The sequence below is a fragment of the Dyadobacter sp. NIV53 genome, from assembly GCF_019711195.1.
In the GTDB taxonomy this organism is placed as follows: Bacteria; Bacteroidota; Bacteroidia; order Cytophagales; family Spirosomataceae; genus Dyadobacter.
On the sequence record NZ_CP081299.1, the window covers coordinates 1,241,718 to 1,262,486 of the forward strand.

Consider the following 20,769-nt stretch of genomic DNA (forward strand, 5'->3'; position numbering starts at 1 on the left):
AACGAACAACATTCATAGTTTAACTAACTGGACATCAACCATTATATCATTTAAAATTTACAATTAACCACTAATATTTAACAATTAAACTAAGTTTTAGTAATCGTTTCTTCCAGGTTATAGATGGTTGTAACAACACGCATTAACGCTGCCAGCGTTTTCTTATCCAGATTCTTCGTCATTGGATACTCTCCTATCGCAATTGTTTTTTCAGCAGTTGCAGGCGTCATAATTTTCAGCTCCTTTTCATAATAAGCCGTCAGGACTTCTACCTCTTTTTCACTTGGTGTACGACAAACAATAAGCCGGAATGCCTTGATAATTTTGTCTTTGGAAACACTTTTTTCGAGTAACAATTTCGCTGCCAGTACTCTCGACGCTTCCAGCACAGCAGGGTCGTTCATCATAACCAATGCCTGTAATGGGGTATTGGTTTTCAATCTTTTCACCTCACATAAATCCCGGTTACTTGCATCAAAAATACCCATTGTCGGTGGCGGGACAGTACGTTTTATTAATGTATACATTCCTCTTCTGTAAAGACTTGCGCCATGATCCTGATTGTAAATGGACAATAATCCCCGGCCTGATGTAGCACCTTCCCATAACCCCGCTGGCTGGTAAGGTTTCACACTTGGCCCGCCAAGGGTTTTATTCAGCAACCCGCTGCTCGACAATACGAGATCTTTAATAAACTCAGCATGAATACGATAACGTGAACCTCGGGCCAATAAAATATTTTCCGGATCTACCGCTAATTTCTCCTTTGTAATAATAGCAGATTGCCGGTAAGTGGCCGAAGTAACCATTTGTTTTACCAGTCTTTTGATATCCCAGTCGTGCTCCATAAAATCAGATGCAAGCCAGTCGAGCAAGGCAGGATGTGACGGAAGCTCTCCTTGCATACCAAAATCACCGGAAGTTTTGACAATACCTTTTCCAAAAAATTCCTGCCATAAAATATTCACATATACTCTTGCAGTTAATGGATTTTTTTATCAAACAGCCATTGTGATAAACCCAGGCGGTTTTTAGGATATTTTGCATTGAATGGTAAAATAGATGCCGGTGTGCCAGGCTGCACTTCGTCCCCGGGTGCATCGTACACTCCCCTTTTCAAAATGTGTGTTTTGCGCGTCGTATCCAGATCACCCATTACTGATACGATCAGGCGGTTTGTGTCCGGCTTATTGACGAAAGTCAGGATGTTCTTTACGTCATCATTACTGATTTCCATTAGTGGCTTTTTAGCATATGTTTCCGGACCGCCAATAACCGATTCAATTCCCTCCTCTCTTACATTATTAAAAAAAGCGAACATCTGGTAATATTCTTTCTGAGAAAAAGGATCATACTTATGATCATGACAATGCGCACATTCAAGCGTTACACCCAGTAACCCTTTGCCAAACAAATCGTTACGGTCTGTCACATACATGATCCGGTATTCTTCGGGAATAACCCCACCCTCTTCTGTGATTTTATGATTCCGGTTAAAACCTGTTGCCAGTAATTGTTCTTTTGTAGAATTTGGCATTAAATCACCCGCAATCTGCCAGGTCACAAAATCATTGTAATGCATATTTTTATTGAAAGCATGAATCACCCAGTCGCGCCATGGCCATTGCGTACGGTAGCCATCATCCTGATAACCATGTGAATCAGCATATCGCGCAAGATCCAGCCAGTGTAGTGCCATTTTTTCCCCGTAAGCCGGATTTTGCAGCAACTGATCTACCATTTTTTCATACGCCTTCGGACTATTATCTGCCATGAATTCGTCCATCATTTTGAGTGTCGGAGGCAGCCCGACCACATCCAGGCTTAGTCGCTTCAGCAATCTTTCTTTGTCCGCTTCTTCATTAGGAGCCAATCCTTTTTGTTCCTGTTTTTGTAAAACGAAATAATCAATTTCATTTCTTGGCCATTCCTTCATTTCAACTTTCGGAAGTGCAGGTTTTTTAGGAGCAACAAAAGCCCAGTGTTTTTCATACTTCGCACCTTGTTTGATCCATTTCCCGATCAGGTCTATTTCACGGTGTGATAGTTTTAAATTGGAAGCTGGAGGCGGCATCAACAAGGATGTATCAGCAGTAGTTATTCTCAGGTAAGCTTGTGATAATTCGGGTTTTCCGGCAACGAGTGCATGAGCTTTAGGGTTTTCTTTTAGAGCCTGAAAAGCATTTTCAGCAATATCCAGGCGTAAACCGGCCTCTCTTTTATTGGCATCGGGTCCATGGCAGGCAAGGCATTTATCCGACAAAATTGGCCGGATATCAAAATTATAACTGATCTCTTCCGGTAACTTTTCTTCCTTTGTTTGACTCGAAGAATCGTTGTCACAACATTGAAACGCCAAACCAAAGACTGTAATGAGAATTAAGGTTATTGAAGTTCTAAACATAACGAAGGATCACAGATTAAAACAACATACACTTTGTAATATAACTAATTAACTAAAAAAATGTACATTTATTGGAGCAATTTAGTCAATTATCTGTCAGTCAACTATCCTGCACTATGCTGTTTTCTCAAATTATGTGCCCTGAAATACATTTAAATTAAAAGCGTTCTGATTTATAAATAGAAAATCCCGGCCAATTATTCAGCCGGGATTTCCTTATTTTTTCGAAGCGATCCAGAAATTCACTTTGTCTTCCAGTAATTTTAAAGGCACGCAACCAGACTCCAGTACCAGATTATGAAATTCTTTGATATCAAATTTGGCACCCAGTTCTTTTTCAGCTTTTGATCGCAGTTCACGGATCTTTAACTGACCAATTTTATAAGATAAAGCCTGGCCACCGGCTGCCATATACCTTTCAATTTCCGCAGTAATACTTTCTTCCGATTCGGCTTCATGATCCAGTGAATACTGAATGGCCTTTTCGCGGGTCCAACCTTTGGAATGTAATCCTGTATCCACAACCAAACGGATAGCGCGATGCATTTCCGCACTTAACATGCCAAAATATTGATAAGGATCCGTATATAACCCAAGTTCCTTGCCCAGTGATTCACAATACAAAGCCCAGCCTTCGCCATAAGCGCTATACCACAAATTTTTACGAAATTCAGGAAGTTCCTTATTTTCCTGTTGTAACGAGATTTGATAATGATGTCCCGGAATGGCTTCATGCAGGAACAAACTTTCATCTGAAACTACATTATACTTTTTAGCGTTGGGAACCGGAACATAAAAAATGCCAGGCCTGGTACCGTTTGCAAGGCCCGGATTGTACTCCGCAGATGCAGAAGCTTCCCGGAATGCCTCAGTACGGCGAACCTGAAAAGCAGTTTTCGGGGTCAGGTCAAACAGCTTTTTCAGATTTGGCTTCATTGTTTCATGAATGTGGTTAAAATTGGCAATAACCTCCTCCGGCTTGCTGAATGGCATCAGTTTCTGATTGGAGCGAACATCATTAAAGAAAGATTTCAGGTCACCTTTAAATCCAACCTGATTTTTAACAGTTTCCATTTCCTTTGAAATTCGCTCCACTTCATTTAATCCGAGCTGATGAATTTCATCAGCGGTCATTTCGGTTGTCGTAAAATATTTGATACTAAAATCGTACAAAGCTTTGCCGTCGGGAAGCGCATCGAAACCTGATGTTTTACGGCCGGCAGACAAATATTCCTTTGCTGTAAATTCATGCAGTTTTTTAAACACCGGAATGATTTTATTTTCCACCATCGCAGCATATTCTTTTTCGAGCTTAGTTTTGTCCGCATCAGAAAAATCCTTCGGAAAATTCTTTACAGGAGTATAAAACAAATGTCCTGTGGCTGGTCCATGATCCATGTCTGCCAGTTGTGGTATCAGCTTTTTGATCAGCGATGTTGGTAAAACATATCCCTGCTTCAATCCGGTTTTCATATTTACCATCGCTGTATCTGCCCATACCACAAATCCATCCAGTCTTTTTAACCAGTTTTCGTAGTCTTTTACGGTTTTAAAAGGTTGAATACTAGTACCGCCCGCCAATTGCGCAATCATGAGATGAGTCGAAAAGATCTGATTAAGCGGCATCAGTTCGGTATGAAAACGTAAACCTTCCAGATTGATATTGCATTCCCAAAGCACAAGGTCATAACTTACTTTTTCCTCAGCAGATAACTTTTCCCTGTCATATTTTTTCAGTTCAGCCTGGTACTTTTTGTAAAATGCAGTCAGTTTGTCCTTCCCGGCTTTTGTGAGATCATCCGACATTAGATCGTTATAACGGTTATCTCCGTTCATGGTTGCTTCAAGCGGATACAACGGAAGCCGTTCTTCGTAATAAGCATCAAAAAATTTACTGACCGGCATCGCCGATTCATCGTTCGTGGATTTTTGTTGACAAGCCTGCATAAGCATTCCAAAAGTGATGGCGAATAGCGTATATTTCAGCATTTTATCGATTGTTTATATTGAAAAAGTAAAATAAGAACCTTTAAATGATTATTTCGACTCTACGACCAATTTATCGAATATTTATTTACCGGTAATCAACAGACTAAATGAATACATTTCAAAAACGTAACTTGCGCGACCGGAAATTACCTCACGTTATTAAAACTCATTCAGCTAATATAAAATGGACATATTAACATTCATACAGGAAAACTTTCTTGCCGATATTAAAACTTACAAGCCAACAAAATTTACAAAACCTGATAAGTTAATTGAAATCGCATCTGCGTGGAAAGGCCTGGAAATGGTTATCGAAGATATCATTGAACACTTTGGACTGGACCGAAAACGCTGCATAGAATTTGGCGTTGAATTTGGCTACTCCTCGGTGGTGTTTTCTAATTATTTTGAGAAAGTTGTAGGTGTTGATACATTTGAAGGCGATGAACATACGGTTAATAAGGGCGATCATTTCGAAGAGACAAGAGCAAGACTTGCTTCATTTACCAATATTGAACTGTTCAAATCGGATTATAAGGACTGGATTGTAAAAGATTCGGGACACTATAATCTTGCCCACGTAGATATCGTACACAATTATAAGGAAACATTCGAGTGTGGTTTGTGGGCTGCACAACACAGCGATTGTACTATTTTCCACGATACTGAAAGTTTTCCGGCAGTAAGACGCGCTGTTATCGACATTGCAAAAGCAACCGGCCAGAAAGCATACAATTATCCCAAACATTATGGGTTGGGAATACTCGTCAACACAAAAGCAATTAATAAAATAAAAGAAGAATATGAGTAAAAAAGTACTGATTATTGGTAGTTCGAATACTGATATGGTGGTAAAAACAAAAGAATTTCCAAAACCTGGTGAAACTGTTTTAGGCGGAACTTTCCTGATGAATCCTGGTGGAAAGGGAGCAAACCAGGCTGTTGCCGCAGCCAGGCTTGGAGCTGATGTACGCTTCGTAACTAAAATTGGAAAGGATATTTTTGGTAAGCAGGCCGTTGAAGGATTTAAGAAAGAAGGTCTAGATATTAATAATTTGATTGAAACCAGTGAATTTGCATCAGGCGTTGCGTTGATTACAGTAAGTGAAAGTGGTGAAAATGAAATTGTTGTGGCATCCGGTGCCAATATGGATTTAAAACCGGACGATCTTCCTGATTCAGTTTTTGAAGATGTATCATACGTTTTAGTACAATTGGAAATACCGCTTGAAACTGTTAGATATATTGTAAAAAAATGCGATGAACTTCATATCAAAGTAATCCTGAATCCTGCTCCTGCTGTAAAACTGGATGATGAGCTACTGAAAGGAATTTATCTGATTACACCTAATGAAACTGAAACACAGATCATTACCGGCATTTTACCGAATGATGCCGACTCATTAAAAGATGCCGCTTTGCATTTTCGAAAAAAGGAATTGAAAATATTATTATCACCATTGGAAAAAAAGGTGTTTTCTTAATGAACGAACAACACTGCGGGATCATCCCGGCCATGGAAGTAAAACCGGTTGACACCACTGCCGCTGGTGATGTATTCAACGGTGCGGTTCTGACTGCTTTAGCGTCTGGAAAAGACTGGATCGAAGCCTGTCAATATGCCTGCAAAGCCGCTGCCATATCTGTTACCAGAATGGGTGCACAAAGTTCGGCTCCGTTTGAAAATGAAATAGAATAAAAATATATAACCTCCACTTCACAACATGCAAAAAATACCCGTTATAATAGATTGCGACCCTGGCCATGATGATGCATTGATGCTAATGCTGGCGTTTGGCAGTGGCAAATTTGATGTAAAAGGGGTTACGACTTCAGCCGGAAATCAAACACAGGACAAAACCCTGGCCAATGCGCTGAAAATCCTGACACTTATCGGAGCTGACGTTCCGGTGTACAGAGGTTGCGAAAAACCACTTTTCCGAAATCTGATCATCGCGGATTACGTACATGGTGAAACCGGGCTGGACGGCCCGTCCCTTCCACAACCTGCTTTTCAGGCAAAATCTATTTCGGCAGTTGAAGGAATTGCTGAAATTCTGAGTAATAGTACTGAAAAAATAACGATCGTACCAACCGGGCCTTTGACCAACATTGCGACTTTTTTATTGGCTTATCCGCACTTAAAGCATAAAATTGAACGTATTTCATTAATGGGGGGCGGAATTTTCCGGGGCAATATGACTCCCCTGGCAGAGTTCAATATATTCGCTGATCCGGAAGCAGCACATATCGTTTTTAAATCAGGTTTACCGATAACCATGTGTGGCCTCGACGTTACACATAAGGCATTGGTTTTCCAAAAAGACATTGATATGTTCAGGTCTATTGGTAATAAATCCGGTTTGGCAACTGCTGATCTGATGGATTTCTTTTCGATATTTTACAGGGCAAATCGTCTTGAACTGGATGGCGGAGCGGCTTTACATGATCCGTGCGCTATTGCCTGGCTGATAGATCCGGATATGTTTTTAACCCGGTCATGTTATGTGGATGTAGAGCTCAATGGCAGCCTGACAACCGGCACTACCGTAGTGGATTTTTATAATGTGATGGGTAAAGAGCCCAATGCGGAAGTTGTGTATGATATAAACCGGGAGAAATATATTCAAATGCTTTACGACGCGATCAGTACGTTACCATGAATTTACAGATTCATCTTTTACACCAGTTCCCCGCAGAAGGTTAGGGTATGTTAACGGTGGCATGGCTGATCAAACAAGCTTCGTGAAATGGTTGTTTCGATCATCCGTGCCACCGATTCCATGGCTATTCCTATATCAGCTTCACAGAAACCGTTTTCCCATTTATTTCAAAAAAATCAAATTTCCCATCCGTTTCAGGTTTCACCGTTTTTCCATTAATCTCCCATTTCTTGTATTTATTTCCTGGAAAAGAAATAATGAGTTTCCAGTTCTCTCTGGATTGTTTTACGTCAAGTTGTAACGCTGTTGCGGTCTTCTGATATTTTATATCTATTTCATTATCACCAATCATCACCTGATCCAGACTGGCATTATTCCACCTTGCCGGCATTTGCGGCCTGATAGTGATTGTTTTGGCTGATGCGTACGGTTTTATTCCAAAGAACTGAGTAACAATTGGTACTGCATAACTATAAATATTCCAGGCTTGTGACATCATTCCATAGTCAGGCGACACTTCGTATATAGAACCAGGCAATGCGTAACTGAACGATTTGGTCATTCTTTTTAAATAACCTAATGCTTCATCCGGCCGGCCGTAATTATTTTCTGAAATGGCCAGCACACCCGTTGGAAGCGTCATTACAGCACCTGTATAAGTGAAAACTTTTTTATTTCCAGCCGCTGAACTTTCATCTTTTCCTGCCGACTCATCGCGATCAATTCCTGTAACAAAGACACCAAACGGATTCACAAATTTTGAGGCGGTTTTCAAAGCCGCCAAAGCCTTGGCGCTATCTGCAATTCCCATCTCCATGGGTGTATTAACAACCCAATTGTGATGTACAACAAATCCCTGTTTCTGATTTGCCGGAAAGCTTTGCAATTTTGCTTTTGTTGAACGTAGTTCTTCCACGGCCCAAGGCTTTTTAAGCGTATCTGCCCTAACAATCGCATCATCGATCAGATGAATTGCCTGAATGGTTGTACCAATAAAATCAGCATAGGAATTACTGTTTGCAACCCAAAAATCTTCATTGATCTTTTTTCTAAGCTGATCAGCAATGTCTTTATATTTTTTTGACAGTTCGCCTTCTCCCATTTCGGCAGCCATCTGAGCGGCATCCATAAAGGCTTTTTGCGTATAAACCGCTACATCAATCATCTCGCTGTTCATACCATGGATTTCCATCATACCAAAACCATCCGGTAACAAATTCCCATCTTGGTCATTTTCCTTTAACAGCCAGGCAAGGCCTTTTTTGATAGTCGGATAGTACTTTTTTAGAAACTCTTTATCACCTGTCCACAAGTAAACTGTCCAGATTAAAGTCGCGAATTGTGGCGTTTCGTTAACATTACCAGGATTGAAAACCGCCCCGTTTGTTGAGACTTCATGCACAATGCGTCCGTTGCCGTTTGCTTTTTCGGATAACCGGTAAATATTAGCAATGGATTCGTAGACCAAATCTTTTTGTCCGGTTACAATTAATCCCTGAAGAGCGTATTCGCTGTCTACACCAAACCACCATGGATAATCAGGTGCACCTGCCGAAAGGCCACGTCCGGTTTCCGGAACATCCCTTACCAACCAGTCTGTATTGTATTTGATCCATTGAAATGCCTGTTGCAAATCATTGTCCGGAACCGTTAATCGGGTCTTTTTAGCCAATTCAGCATATCTTTCTTTTTTAGCATTCAATAGTTGAACAGCATTTCCTTGTACAAAATCCAATGTTTCTTTCGCTTTGGATAGCGATTGGTAAGAACCGGAAATGGTAAATGGAAGACTTACCGAAGAATTGGCTGGAATTTCAATGTCATAGGTCAGAGAAGCCCGGCATCCTTTTCCCTGTGGTTTGTAATCACAGCTTTGAATATTCTTCTCATGACTTTTTGGTGCAAGGTTAGAGCCAAACATTACGTACCATTCATTCAGACTATCCTTTGCAATCCAGCTTTTAGATTTTTCATCCCAGGAAACTGCATCAATACCATCAACCATATTCGTTTTTTCTCCCAGCCAAACCGGACGCAAATCCGTGTAAGCATTAAAATCAAAAGTGATGTTTTTAGCCTCATTTCCTTTATTTACAAAAGAATATTCAACAACAACCGCTTCTTTTCCGTCAGGAGCGAATTGAAAACGTTCCACCTCTAAATCGTGCAAACCGGAAATGAAAACGTGTTTGTTAGCGAACGGATAATTGATAAACGTATCTGCTTTTGTAAGGCAGATAGATTCACCATCAATTGTTAAACTAGCTGTAAATCCATCCATCAACTTGATCGGATGATCCCAGATCCCGCCCATTTCCCCGGCAACATGCCAGCCAAGATCAGGAAACTGTCCATTCTGATTACCAACCATATACACACGGTCTCCGGCGGTAACATAGGGAGAATTAAGATAAGTACTTTTGCCTATAATATTCTCAGATTCTGAAACGATATTCGATAACCGTTTCTCTGACTGTGTACTTTTTGTACATTGGGTAAGTGTTACCAATGTAAACAATGAAGCTAAAACTGCAATTGTAAAATTGACATTCTTTTTAGTTTGTAATGAAGTTGTTGTTTTTAAATGCTTTACCATATCCTAAAATATCCATTAATTATAATATTTTTTGAAGGTAAGGAAATTATAAAACATTTATCATTTATCGGAGTAGTGACCTTTTGCCGCGATGATAAAAACAGTGATTATTTCTTCTGTTATTTGATAAACCAGTCTGTGCTTTTTATCCAGTCTTCTTGACCACAAACCCGTAAGGTTATGTTTAAGTGGTTCGGGTTTTCCTATTCCTTCATAAGGATTCTGCCCTAATTCTTCAAAAATTCGTTCGATTCGATTTATGAGAGCTTTTTCACCTGATTTATAAAGAAAAGCCAGATCCTTCTTTGCTTTATCAGAAATAATTAAATGATATCTGCCCATATATTTTTAAGATCCCTGATTGTAGTTACTCTACCCGCTTTGACATCTTCGATGCCTTGTTTAATAGCGTTGAGTATGTTAGGATCAGAAAAAAATATCGGTTTCAGTACTTTCATCAATTGGCGTAAGCAATACAGACTTTCTATTTTTTCCACGGTGAATAATTACTCTTTCTGATTCAGCTAAATCTAAGTAATCTTTTTGTTTTTCCCGAAACTCTCTTGACGAAATCACCCTCATATTGTGTACTTTATTGTGTACACAAATATAACTTTAAAAAAGATCAGTATAACATTAATTTCTTTAAATCCGGTAATCTGGTTAATGAACACCATGAAACTTATACTCCCTGTTAGTTAAAGAAGCACTGAAACACTTTCTTCAACTTCGTGATTAGCTGCTTTTTGAAGAACTATCGCATTGCCAACATAGAGAATTATGAGTCCGCCGATTGAACAGAAAGCCATCATTCCTACCATAGGCATGGCCGTGTTATTATGCAGAAAACTTACAATTGCAGAAATAATTGCCCCTGCTCCCATTCGCCAGCTCCCCATCAATGCTGATGCGCTTCCAGTGTGTTTTTTGAACGGAGCCAATGAAAGTGCGGAAGTATTTGGCCCTGTTAAACCTTGTCCTGTTAAGAATACGAACATCATTCCAATAAGACTATATAACCCAAACCAATTATTGTAAACACCAGTAATCAACAGCATACCGACTACACTCTGGTAAATCAATGTGATTTTAATAATTTCCTGGCTTTGGAATTTTTTGAGGAGAAAATGATTCAGCTGGGTCGATCCAATCATGGCGAAGGCCAGAAACGCAAATATCCAACCGTATTGCTGCTCAGTAACTTTATACAGATTCATGAAAACATCCGAAGAGCCTGATATATATGCAAACGGAGCCGCTGTTGCAAGTCCGCCAGCCAATGTATAAACCAAAAATTGTGGCTGGCTAATTACTATAAAATAACTTGATAATACCGATTTAGGCTTTAAAGAGACCGAATTGTCAGGCATTTTACCAACAGGCAGAAAGAAATAAATTCCAGCGATCATGATGGCAACGATACCAGCCAGAATGATAAATAGCCAATGCCAGGAAAAACCAACTGTAACATAACCGCCAACGGTTGGGGCAATCATTGGAGAAACTGCAATAACCAGTGTGATCATCGAAAAAACTTCCGCTCGTTTGTTGGAGGGAAACAAATCGCTCACCAATGCCTGCGAAGCAACTAATCCGACACATCCACCCATTGCCTGGAAAAAACGCATCAGGATCAATTCGTCAACCGAAGAAGTCATAGCACATCCAATGGACGCTATTACATATAAAATTAATCCGGCATACAAGGGTATTTTTCTTCCAAACCTGTCCAATAAAGGGCCATATAAAATTTGCCCGATACAAATCCCGATCAGGTAACTGGTAAGGGAAAGCTGAACTTTATCAATAGTAGTGTTCAGGTCATTTGCAATTGTCGGAAAACCCGGCAAATACATGTCAATAGAAAAAGGGCTTATTGTAGCAAGCGAGCCCAGAATAAGAATGATGAAGGAATATCGTTTACGACTCATGAATCAAATAGAACTTAATGAAGTATTAACGGGTGAAATATATCTTTAAGTTCCTCACTTTTAATAAGTACAACAATAAAATAATATAATTATATCTTTATTGCAAGCTATTTATTTAATGACTTAAATGACATTTTATAAATGATATTATTTACAAAATATTTGTTTGTGAAAGTAGACCAAGACTGTACATTATATTTATCAAACCCAAAATTTCATACATTTAGCTATTGATAATTAAACCCGGTTTAATTTTTAACCAAACAAAAAATCACTTATTCCTTACAACCTATGAAACTAATCTCATTTTTGGTAGCAGTGCTCGTCATGAACGTTTACACACCAAAAAAACAGGAAACAACAACAATTCCATTATGCCATTCTCCCGCTAACGACATGGCCATGCTCGCAGCAAGTCCGGCTTTCCAGCAACTCCATGAAGTCCCGGTTCCATTTCATTATGCAGGCGAAGGAGAAATGATCAGTTTTCCTACTTCCGATGGTACACCTGCTTCAGGATTTTTACTAAAATCAGCCAAAAAATCCGATAAATGGTTATTGGTGTATCAGGAATGGTGGGGATTGAATGATCACATCAAACAGGAATCTGCAAAACTGTATAAGGATTTGGGTGATGTGAATGTACTGGCACTGGATATGTATGACGGAAAAGTAGGTACAACCCGTGAAGAAGCAGGTAAATTAATGCAATCTGCCAGTAAAGAACGCCTGGCAGCGATTGAAAAAGGCGCCATTACTTACGTTGGAAAAAAGGCTAAGATTGCAACGATCGGCTGGTGTTTTGGAGGAATGTTATCGTTACAAAGCGCTATAATCGGCCAAAATCAGATTGTAGCCTGTGTGATGTATTATGGAAGTCCGGAAAAAGATATTGATAAACTTAAAACACTGGATACGGACGTTTTGGGGATATTCGGCAGCCAGGATCAGGGAATAAATCCTGCAACAGTCGAGCAGTTTGAAAAGGATATGAAAGCCGCTGGAAAGCAGTTAACAGTAAAAATGTATGACGCTGTACACGGTTTTGCGAATCCAAGTAACCCTAAGTATGATCCGGCTGCAACTGCTGACGCCTACAAACTTTCATTAAGTTACCTTAAAAAGAAATTAGGCTAAAAATGCAATAAAAGACTTTCCAGGACTTGAAGTCCTGGAAAGTCTTTTATTGCATTTTTAAATACCACAATTATTACTTTTTCGTCACTCTGATTGAAATGCGGCGGTTTTTTGCCCGTCCATCCTCGGTATCATTGGAAGCAACCGGATGCTCTTCTCCATAACCTTCTGCTTCCAGCCGGGATTGATCAATTCCCAGATCAGCGAGCGATTTTTTTACTGATTGTGCACGATCCGTAGAAAGTTTCAGATTTGCAGCAGGATCACCCGTTTTGTCTGTATATCCTCCTAACTTTACATTAACAGCCGGATATGCCTTCAAAATTTCAGCCACATTTTCCAATTGTTCCCCCGATTCTGATTTTAGTTTAGCACTGCCGGTTTCAAATAACAAGCGGTCAAAATCAAACCAGGTTTCTTTATCAGCCCCTCTGTCAGATTCAATAAAATCAAGCAAAGAAGGTTCAACAGGATTGCCGGAAGAAGCAATGTTAAGCTTCATCCCGTTCATTTCCAGAATCGCCGTTTCTGTTGCAACCGGTATTTCAACAACCTGTTCGATTACATCTCGTTCTACAATTGTAGTATCCTTCACAGCAATATGCGGTGCAATCACGAGCGAAACAATAGACATCAGTTTGATAAGGATATTCATCAGAAGGGCCAGAAGTATCTTTAAAAGGATCACCTACCGTATCACCTGTTACTGCGGCTTTGTGCGGCTCAGATTTTTTGTAATAGGTAACACCATTGATTACTGCCCCCTTTTCAAAAGATTTCTTGGCATTATCCCAGGCACCACCTGCATTGTTCTGAAAAATTCCCATCAGAACGCCTGATACTGTAACCCCGGCCAATGTTCCACCTAGTACTTCCGGGCCAAATAAAAATCCGACAATGACCGGTACCAATAATGCGATCAGTCCGGGTGCAACCATTTCACGAATGGACGCTTCGGTTGAAATTGCCACACATTTATCATACTCCGGCTTTGCAGTTCCCTCCATAATTCCCGGTATTTCCCTGAATTGACGGCGTACCTCTTCTACCATTTTCATGGCAGCCCGGCCAACCGCCGCAATGGCAAGGGAAGAAAATATAAATGGAATCATTGCTCCGACAAATAAACCTGCGAGTACATTCGCTTTATAAATATCAATTGAATTTATACCTGCAACTCCACAAAAAGCCGCAAAAAGTGCAAGAGAAGTTAGTGCAGCTGATGCAATGGCAAAGCCTTTTCCTGATGCCGCGGTGGTATTACCCACAGCATCCAGAATATCAGTACGGCCACGCACTTCCTCAGGCAAATGTGCCATTTCTGCAATCCCACCAGCATTATCGGCAATTGGCCCAAATGCATCAATCGCAAGCTGCATAGCTGTTGTGGCCATCATACCCGCAGCTGCGATGGCCACACCATATAAACCGGCAAACTCGTAGCTGATGTAAATACCGGCGGCCAGAACCAAAGTCGGAATAACCGTTGATTCCATCCCAACAGACAAACCACCAATAATATTAGTCGCATGGCCGGTTGAAGACTGATTGACAATAGACTGAACCGGGCGCTTGCCCATGGCTGTATAATACTCCGTAACCGTAGACATGATAGCGCCGACAATTGAACCTAAAAGTATGGCCCAAAATACATCCAAAGATGTAAAGTCAACACCCCGGATCGTGAGTGTTCCATTAGGCAACATCCACATAGTCAACGGATAACTCACAATGAGCACCAGAATTATAGAACCCCAGTTTCCTCTGTTCAGAGCACCCTGTACATTGCCATGATCGTCACTTACACGCACGAGAAGCATACTGATAATAGAGGCAATTAATCCGATTCCCGCTATAACCATAGGCAACAAAATAGGAGATATTCCGCCAAAATTATCAACACTTTGTGTTACAATTTCACGTCCCAACACCATGGTTGCCAAAATAGTAGCAACATACGATCCAAACAAATCTGCACCCATTCCTGCAACGTCACCCACATTATCACCTACATTGTCAGCAATAGTTGCCGGATTTCTCGGATCATCTTCGGGTATTCCGGCCTCCACCTTACCTACCAGATCGGCACCAACATCAGCGGCTTTTGTATAAATCCCCCGCCTACGCGTGCAAAAAGTGCTATAGATTCAGCACCAAGTGAAAAACCAGCCAGTACTTCAAGGACTTTCTCCATGCCCAGGCCGTTCACATCCTTACTATCACCAACAAAAAATGAATATAAAATAATGAACAAGCCACCCAGGCCGATAACCGCCAGACTTGCCACTCCGATTCCCATAACAGAGCCGCCGGTAAACGAAACTTCAAGTGCTTTGGTAAGACTGGTACGTGCGGCCTGAGTTGTACGAACATTTGATTTGGTTGCAATATTCATCCCGATGTACCCTGCGAATGCAGAAATAAAAGCACCGGCAACAAAGGAGGCACCAATAAAAACACTGGAATTTTCGACCAGTGTTCCTGAATAACCTAATAAAATACTGACAATAATACCAAAGACGATAAGAACCCGCCATTCAGCTTTGAGGAAGGCCAGAGCACCATCAGCAATGGCGTCTGCTATTTCTTTCATTTCCGGGCTTCCGCTATCCTGACGGATCACCCATCCTCTTTTAAAAAACATCACCAGCAAGCCTACGAAGCCTAATGCCGGCACTAAATAGGTAATATTACTCATGCGCGATTAAGGGATTAGATTAAAAGGTTGAAAATCCCGTAAATATAGAGAATGGCACCTCATAACAAAATTACTTACCGCTTATTTTTGGTTAATTACTATATAATTTATAAAAATATCATGACAATTTTGATTCAAAAAACCTCAAACTTATTGTATTATACTGACAATCATACAGTAAGCATGAATGATACTTAACAGGGTTAGTTATTAAACAAATGACTATTACTTTGCCAGTTTTTGATGATAAAATCCGGATAAAAACTGGTATAGTTCAGGGTGTTTTTCATAAAACTCTTCGGGGTCACTGAAAAAATATTCACTTACTACTGCCAGAAATTCAGCATTATTTGTGATAGCATAAGGATTTATATCTGAACTGCCACTTTTTATCTGGTTCATTTCTTTTCTGATCAAATGCAGCCATGGGAGCGTAAAATTTTGTTCAATCAGCCGCTCAGGAATACCATCCGTTTCACCGTCCTCTCTGTCGAGCAGATGAACAAATTCATGAATACCAACATTTTCTTCTCCCTTTTGCCCATTGAAACCTGCCAGTAAAGAAGGTTTTGAAAGTAGCAACGAATGATTCATATACCGGTTGCCAACCATGCCTTCAATATTTTCTGAGGATTGATTATCTCCTTCAATTTCAAATTTCTGACTGAACGATTTAGGATAGACCAGCACTTCATTTAATTCCGGGTAATCGAAAGCAGGAAATGCAAACGTCGGGATTATTGCACTAGCGGCCACCAACAATTTTACCTCATCATCAATGTCAGTATCGATTCCCTCAACTTTCTTTTCAGTTAAAAATATTTGTACTCTTTTTTCAAAAAGCGCTCTTTTAGTATCGTTTAATTTTTGAAAGAACAGTGAGTGTTTAGTAAGAATGTCCCGCCATTCTGTTGGAAATACAGTTTTAAATAAGGAAACCCGGCGGTAGGTTTTTTTATAATTATTCCGGTGAATCATAGCAATCATTATAACTGATAAAAGACCGGCAAAATATAAAATCTGTTTTTGACTAAAATAAGCCAGCAAGCCAAAAAATATCATAACGACCAATTGCAGACCAATGGACCGAAGTTTGGCCGATTTTAAATTATTTTGGTAATAGGTTAAAAGATTGTCTGTGGAAGAGATTATCGGATCCATAATAAATGATTTAGTCAATATTGGTTTGTTATATCGCTACGAGATTGAGGGAATTAATAATATTGGATTTTTGCTTCCTCGCGGCGGACCGTCGATATTACATCAAGGCGATAAAAAGAATTAATTGCATTAGAGTTGTATTGCGCTATTTCCTAAACATTTTCAACAAAATAAACGACAATCCAAAACCAATTAAACCAGAAAAAACAGCAAGGAATGTTCCTCCAATAAAATATTGCACAAAATTAACGTGAATAGATTCCATTGTCAGGTCTTTTACAGAACCTAATTGTGTGCCGTTCTGATAGAATATTCCACCAAGCTTATAGCTCCCAAAAATAATAAACGGGATCATCGGTGGTAAACTGATATTGGCGGCTGCCAGAAACAGTACTTTATTCATTTTAAAATACATCGAAATCGGAATACCAACTAATAGCTGAAATCCCCAAATCGGCAGAATCCCCATAAAAAAACCAAAACCAACAGAAGCCGCTTTGCTCATATTAGACTCGCCGGGTTTTATTGCTTCCTGCTTAATAATAGCAAAAAGTCCTTTTTTACGAATATAGACAAACAGCCGTTTAGGTAAGTAATAGAGCAGGGTGAGAATGACCAGCCAGGTGTTGAGTATACTAATTCTCGTAAAATCGCGAAAGGGACGAAAATGTGAAATACGTTCGTTTTTATCGTAAATAACCTGAATATTAATGGGAATGATCCTTACATTTTTCCAGGCCAATTTAACAATTACCTCAATTTCAGTTTCAAATTTTGTTGTAAATAATCTGGTATTTTTAAGCGGTCCGAGAGGATAAAGCCTGAAACCTGTTTGTGTATCCGGCAATGTCAAACCCGTTTCGAATTTAAACCAGAAATTAGAAAATTTATTCCCAAATGAGCTTTTACCCGGCACTCCCTCTTGCTCCATATTCCGCGAACCCATAAGTAAGGCACCTGGATTTTGATACGCTGACTCAATAAACAAAGGAATATCCTCCGGCAAATGCTGTCCATCGGAATCTATTGATATAGCATTTTTATAACCCAGTCTGATTGCTTCCTTAAAACCGCGCCTTAATGAAAAACCTTTTCCGCGGTTAACTTTGTTGGTTAAGATTTGTATTCTATCCTGATAGGTTGAAAGGATTTCGTTTGTGTTGTCTGACGAACCATCATTGATGATAATTACATCCTTTTCCTGAGCATACAGCAAAACACCATCAATAACACGTTTAAGTGTTTTTTGATTATTAAATGTCGGAATCAAGATGCAGCAGTGAATGTCTTGGAGGGTCATTGCGGAGATAACACTGAAATGTAAGTTTTACTTTTAAATGGTTTAAAAGTAACTTTCTTTATGATACATACGATAGCTGTGCTTTAAAAAATACATTTCCTTCAAAAGCTCCTGAGGCTGTAACTTCCAGTAATTCTTCCTGTTTAAATTTAATATCTATTTGTAAAACCGGTGTTTCGTCAGGATTAATCACCTTCAAAAACTTGCAGGTTCGCATCGTTTTCATTCGTAAACTTTTATTTAATTGTTGTTCAATAATCTCCTTCACAACTTGTAACTGAATGACTCCGGGAGTAACAGGTGAACCAGGAAAATGTCCGTCAAATATAGAATGATTTGCATTCAGTCTAATTTCCGCTGAAATGGTTTCGGAAGTGGAATTCAGGCTGTTTATTGTGAATAGGTCGTTCAGGAACATGAATTATATGGTAATTATCAAAGAGAAGCAAATGAGAAGTCAACTTTCAAAAAGTTGACTTCTCTGTGTTCCACTATAAATTCAAAAATACACTTTCTGCAATTGGCTGATTGATCTTTTCATTCTGGAATTTCATCGTGTTCTTATCACCGCTTTTTTCAAAAAATGTAAGTTCCTTTAAACGTAATGTACTTTTGGAAAACATCAGATTAATTTTCGAATACACATTTTTCATTCGTTTATTAACTGGAATCAAGGTAACCTGATAATTATCAGTACTTTCCATTAATATTTGCTTAAAAGCTTTATTTTCCTGAAAATCACCATTAACCAGCCCTATCATAAGTTCCTTGATCTGAGCGGCCATTCTACCAGCCGAACCAATATTTTTTTCTTTGCCTGCCTCCTGGACCCGTAATTTATTACCATTAATTAATATGATATATTTAAACGGCGTTTGCTGTTCCCAACGCATTTTGTCATTCTTTTTGTAATAAAATATACCGGAAGATTTTTCAGGTTCTTTCAAAACCGCCAGATGTTTTTCTTCCTTAAAATCTGCCTGGATAGAATTGGTTGACCTGGAAGATTTTCTCAGTTCATCCAGGATTGTTTCAGGATTTGAAACGGGTTTAAATGTTTGCGCAAAGCCCGGGGAACACAAACAGACATAAAATAAAAAGCAAAACCCAAAACAAAACTTAAACATAAGGCTCTTTATTTATGACTTTGGATAGCAGTTCAATATCAATTTTTTTATTATTAATGTGCTCAATAATATCTTCCAGAGCATCAGCAGTAACTGAAATATGGTCGTGTAATAAAACAATGTCACCCCGTTTTAAATTGGAAATTACCTTTTCAATAAGATCATATTTACTTTTTGCCCTGGTATCCATGCTACGCAACGACCACCCAATGGATTGCATGCCGGTTTGTAATAATGCCCCATTATATAATGGATTGGTAACTCCAAATGGAGGACGAAAAAAAGCAGGTTTTTTGCCGATAGTTTGCAAAATAAACTCATTGCATCGTTGAAGGTCTTTTGTTAGTCTGGAGGTAGAAAAAAATGCAATAAGGTAATTGTGGCTGTATGAATGATTGGCTATAATATGTCCGTCTTCGTATATCTGCCGTAGCAGATCAGGGTATTTCTCAGCCTTTTTACCGATGATGAAAAAGGTGGCTTTTACCTTCTTCTCCCTTAATATTTCCAGTATCCTTGGTGTGGTTTCCGGATCAGGCCCGTCATCAAAGGTAAGAGCAACTGACTTTTTGCCTTTGTTAACAGACTTTATAAAATAATTGGCCTGGATCTGATAAGAACCGTAAGCAGTGATACCCAGATATAATAAAAATATAGCCAGGACAACAAACCACATATAGTCGGTTTCCATAAAAATAACACTGCATAAAACAATGACAGTTAGGGAAACGAAAGTAACAATGTTATGCTTCAATGGATTGAACAAGGGTTAGTCCTAAATTTATTTTATTCAGATTATTACAAATCAATACATTCCGAATGTCTTTATTAACTTGAATACTGTCTATTGCGAAATGTAAAGCAAAAGCCGAATTTGTAAAATACATACCGGAATATAAAGAATAATTGATGTAACCGGACGGAACAGATATATGGTCAAAACGATTATGAACAATAGATTCTACATCATCTTCATCATGAAAACCGCAATACAAAACCTGGTCTATTTCTTTACGTTCCAGTGAATTATTTTCCAGAAATAAGTCGACTGATCCCGGAATATCCCTGACAAACCCAATCGTTTCTACATCCGTAATCCTTGCCAGGGCTTCATTGGTTTTTTCATTGGATAACATAAAAAACGATGCTCCGGACGATAGTAACACTGGTGCCAAATTAAGCTCACTGCCTATTTTATTCAAAATCTCTATATGCTCATCAGCCGCACCAACCAATACATTTTTATCTTCTTCATTTAATAATAACAAACCATCAAGAAGAGCATGTTCAAAAGATAATGAGTTTTGCGTATGGGTCATGTTATATCCATGATTACCAATACTTAATGAGATTTGCCCTGCAATCGTGTTATGTGTGGATTGTATAAATGAAGTGGGCGGAAGCAGACCTTCGATGGTCAGATAATTATTAAGAAATTTCTCTGTGTCCTGTAAACAACCTAAACCTGTGCCAACAATAATCGAGTCCGGCTGCTTTATTCCAGACTGTTCCAAACAATCTTTTGCACAAGTTACAGACATCCGTAAAATCTTGCTCATTCTGCGTAGCAAACCGGCGTCAATATAATCCTTAAAATTGGGCACAATCAATTCAGAAGATTCTTTTAAGGGTTCAATAGAACCGGAAAAACCGGCATTTTTGAATGTCGGCTGATGAGAAATAGTTGAAACTGCTGAAATGTAGGGCAATTTAATTGTTAATTATTAATTGTAAGTTATTAATGCGTATTGGCGGCACCTCTA

General features: G+C 39.2%; 13 protein-coding genes and 3 pseudogenes. 4 read left to right on the plus strand and 12 right to left on the minus strand.

The window, feature by feature from the left end; translation table 11 throughout:
* Window positions 1-89: 89 nt before the first annotated feature.
* Together KZC02_RS04850 and KZC02_RS04855 are read right to left on the minus strand one after the other, a co-directional pair.
* Window positions 90-2,404: pseudogene (locus KZC02_RS04850) on the minus strand (PSD1 and planctomycete cytochrome C domain-containing protein).
* 216 nt (window positions 2,405-2,620) lie between these two features.
* The gene (locus tag KZC02_RS04855) at window positions 2,621-4,393 is read right to left on the minus strand and encodes a DUF885 family protein (RefSeq protein WP_221393083.1); all 1,773 of its coding nucleotides are present in this window, start codon (window positions 4,391-4,393) and stop codon (window positions 2,621-2,623) included.
* A 184-nt stretch (window positions 4,394-4,577) separates the two neighbouring features.
* Between KZC02_RS04855 and KZC02_RS04860 the strand changes: the two genes are divergently transcribed.
* The 3 genes and pseudogenes from KZC02_RS04860 to KZC02_RS04870 all read left to right on the plus strand — a co-directional run bounded on the left by KZC02_RS04860 (window position 4,578) and on the right by KZC02_RS04870 (window position 7,056).
* Window positions 4,578-5,204, plus strand: a complete 627-nt coding sequence (locus tag KZC02_RS04860) for a class I SAM-dependent methyltransferase (protein ID WP_221393084.1) — start codon at window positions 4,578-4,580, stop codon at window positions 5,202-5,204.
* A gap of 34 nt (window positions 5,205-5,238) precedes the next feature.
* Window positions 5,239-6,092: pseudogene (rbsK, locus tag KZC02_RS04865) on the plus strand (ribokinase).
* 25 nt (window positions 6,093-6,117) lie between these two features.
* Window positions 6,118-7,056, plus strand: coding sequence for a nucleoside hydrolase (locus tag KZC02_RS04870; RefSeq protein WP_221393085.1), 939 nt, complete (start codon window positions 6,118-6,120; stop codon window positions 7,054-7,056).
* Window positions 7,057-7,186: 130 nt separating this feature from the next.
* On the opposite strand, the gene KZC02_RS04875 is transcribed toward KZC02_RS04870, so the two are convergent.
* The 3 genes from KZC02_RS04875 to KZC02_RS04885 all read right to left on the minus strand — a co-directional run bounded on the left by KZC02_RS04875 (window position 7,187) and on the right by KZC02_RS04885 (window position 11,583).
* Window positions 7,187-9,652: a glycogen debranching protein gene (locus KZC02_RS04875; RefSeq protein ID WP_221393086.1), complete on the minus strand. Its 2,466-nt coding sequence runs from the start codon at window positions 9,650-9,652 to the stop codon at window positions 7,187-7,189.
* A gap of 60 nt (window positions 9,653-9,712) precedes the next feature.
* On the minus strand, window positions 9,713-9,994 hold the full coding sequence (locus KZC02_RS04880; protein ID WP_221393087.1) for a Txe/YoeB family addiction module toxin: 282 nt from the start codon (window positions 9,992-9,994) through the stop codon (window positions 9,713-9,715).
* A gap of 356 nt (window positions 9,995-10,350) precedes the next feature.
* The gene (locus tag KZC02_RS04885) at window positions 10,351-11,583 is read right to left on the minus strand and encodes a multidrug effflux MFS transporter (RefSeq protein WP_221393088.1); all 1,233 of its coding nucleotides are present in this window, start codon (window positions 11,581-11,583) and stop codon (window positions 10,351-10,353) included.
* A 291-nt stretch (window positions 11,584-11,874) separates the two neighbouring features.
* Here KZC02_RS04885 and KZC02_RS04890 point away from each other — a divergent pair, with 291 nt between their 5' ends.
* Entirely contained in the window at window positions 11,875-12,720 is an 846-nt protein-coding gene (locus KZC02_RS04890) for a dienelactone hydrolase family protein (protein WP_221393089.1), read from the plus strand.
* Between the two features lie 73 nt (window positions 12,721-12,793).
* Here the strand turns inward: KZC02_RS04890 and KZC02_RS04895 are convergent.
* The 7 genes and pseudogenes from KZC02_RS04895 to KZC02_RS04925 all read right to left on the minus strand — a co-directional run bounded on the left by KZC02_RS04895 (window position 12,794) and on the right by KZC02_RS04925 (window position 20,715).
* A pseudogene (locus KZC02_RS04895) lies at window positions 12,794-15,418 on the minus strand (sodium-translocating pyrophosphatase).
* Window positions 15,419-15,643: 225 nt separating this feature from the next.
* On the minus strand, window positions 15,644-16,579 hold the full coding sequence (locus tag KZC02_RS04900) for a zinc-dependent peptidase (RefSeq protein WP_221393090.1): 936 nt from the start codon (window positions 16,577-16,579) through the stop codon (window positions 15,644-15,646).
* A 145-nt stretch (window positions 16,580-16,724) separates the two neighbouring features.
* Entirely contained in the window at window positions 16,725-17,849 is a 1,125-nt protein-coding gene (locus KZC02_RS04905) for a DUF2062 domain-containing protein (protein WP_229253994.1), read from the minus strand.
* Between the two features lie 88 nt (window positions 17,850-17,937).
* A complete protein-coding gene (locus KZC02_RS04910) occupies window positions 17,938-18,297 on the minus strand; it encodes a 3-hydroxyacyl-ACP dehydratase (protein ID WP_221393092.1) in 360 nt (119 codons plus the stop codon).
* Window positions 18,298-18,370: 73 nt separating this feature from the next.
* The gene (locus KZC02_RS04915; RefSeq protein WP_221393093.1) at window positions 18,371-19,006 is read right to left on the minus strand and encodes an outer membrane lipoprotein carrier protein LolA; all 636 of its coding nucleotides are present in this window, start codon (window positions 19,004-19,006) and stop codon (window positions 18,371-18,373) included.
* Window positions 18,999-19,760 (minus strand): polysaccharide deacetylase family protein, encoded by a 762-nt coding sequence (locus KZC02_RS04920; RefSeq protein ID WP_221393094.1) that lies wholly within the window; start codon window positions 19,758-19,760, stop codon window positions 18,999-19,001. The genes KZC02_RS04915 and KZC02_RS04920 overlap by 8 nt, the downstream gene beginning before the upstream one ends.
* The gene (locus KZC02_RS04925; protein ID WP_229253995.1) at window positions 19,750-20,715 is read right to left on the minus strand and encodes a beta-ketoacyl synthase chain length factor; all 966 of its coding nucleotides are present in this window, start codon (window positions 20,713-20,715) and stop codon (window positions 19,750-19,752) included. The genes KZC02_RS04920 and KZC02_RS04925 overlap by 11 nt, the downstream gene beginning before the upstream one ends.
* Window positions 20,716-20,769 lie beyond the last annotated feature (54 nt).

Excerpts from the sequence above, each read along its gene's own strand:
- KZC02_RS04855 (WP_221393083.1), bottom strand. The coding sequence starts at position 4,393 with ATGCTGAAATATACGCTATTCGCCATCACTTTTGGAATGCTTATGCAG.
- KZC02_RS04860 (WP_221393084.1), top strand. The coding sequence starts at position 4,578 with ATGGACATATTAACATTCATACAGGAAAACTTTCTTGCCGATATTAAA.
- KZC02_RS04870 (WP_221393085.1), top strand. The coding sequence starts at position 6,118 with ATGCAAAAAATACCCGTTATAATAGATTGCGACCCTGGCCATGATGAT.
- KZC02_RS04875 (WP_221393086.1), bottom strand. The coding sequence starts at position 9,652 with ATGGTAAAGCATTTAAAAACAACAACTTCATTACAAACTAAAAAGAAT.
- KZC02_RS04880 (WP_221393087.1), bottom strand. The coding sequence starts at position 9,994 with ATGGGCAGATATCATTTAATTATTTCTGATAAAGCAAAGAAGGATCTG.
- KZC02_RS04885 (WP_221393088.1), bottom strand. The coding sequence starts at position 11,583 with ATGAGTCGTAAACGATATTCCTTCATCATTCTTATTCTGGGCTCGCTT.
- KZC02_RS04890 (WP_221393089.1), top strand. The coding sequence starts at position 11,875 with ATGAAACTAATCTCATTTTTGGTAGCAGTGCTCGTCATGAACGTTTAC.
- KZC02_RS04900 (WP_221393090.1), bottom strand. The coding sequence starts at position 16,579 with ATGGATCCGATAATCTCTTCCACAGACAATCTTTTAACCTATTACCAA.
- KZC02_RS04910 (WP_221393092.1), bottom strand. The coding sequence starts at position 18,297 with ATGTTCCTGAACGACCTATTCACAATAAACAGCCTGAATTCCACTTCC.
- KZC02_RS04915 (WP_221393093.1), bottom strand. The coding sequence starts at position 19,006 with ATGTTTAAGTTTTGTTTTGGGTTTTGCTTTTTATTTTATGTCTGTTTG.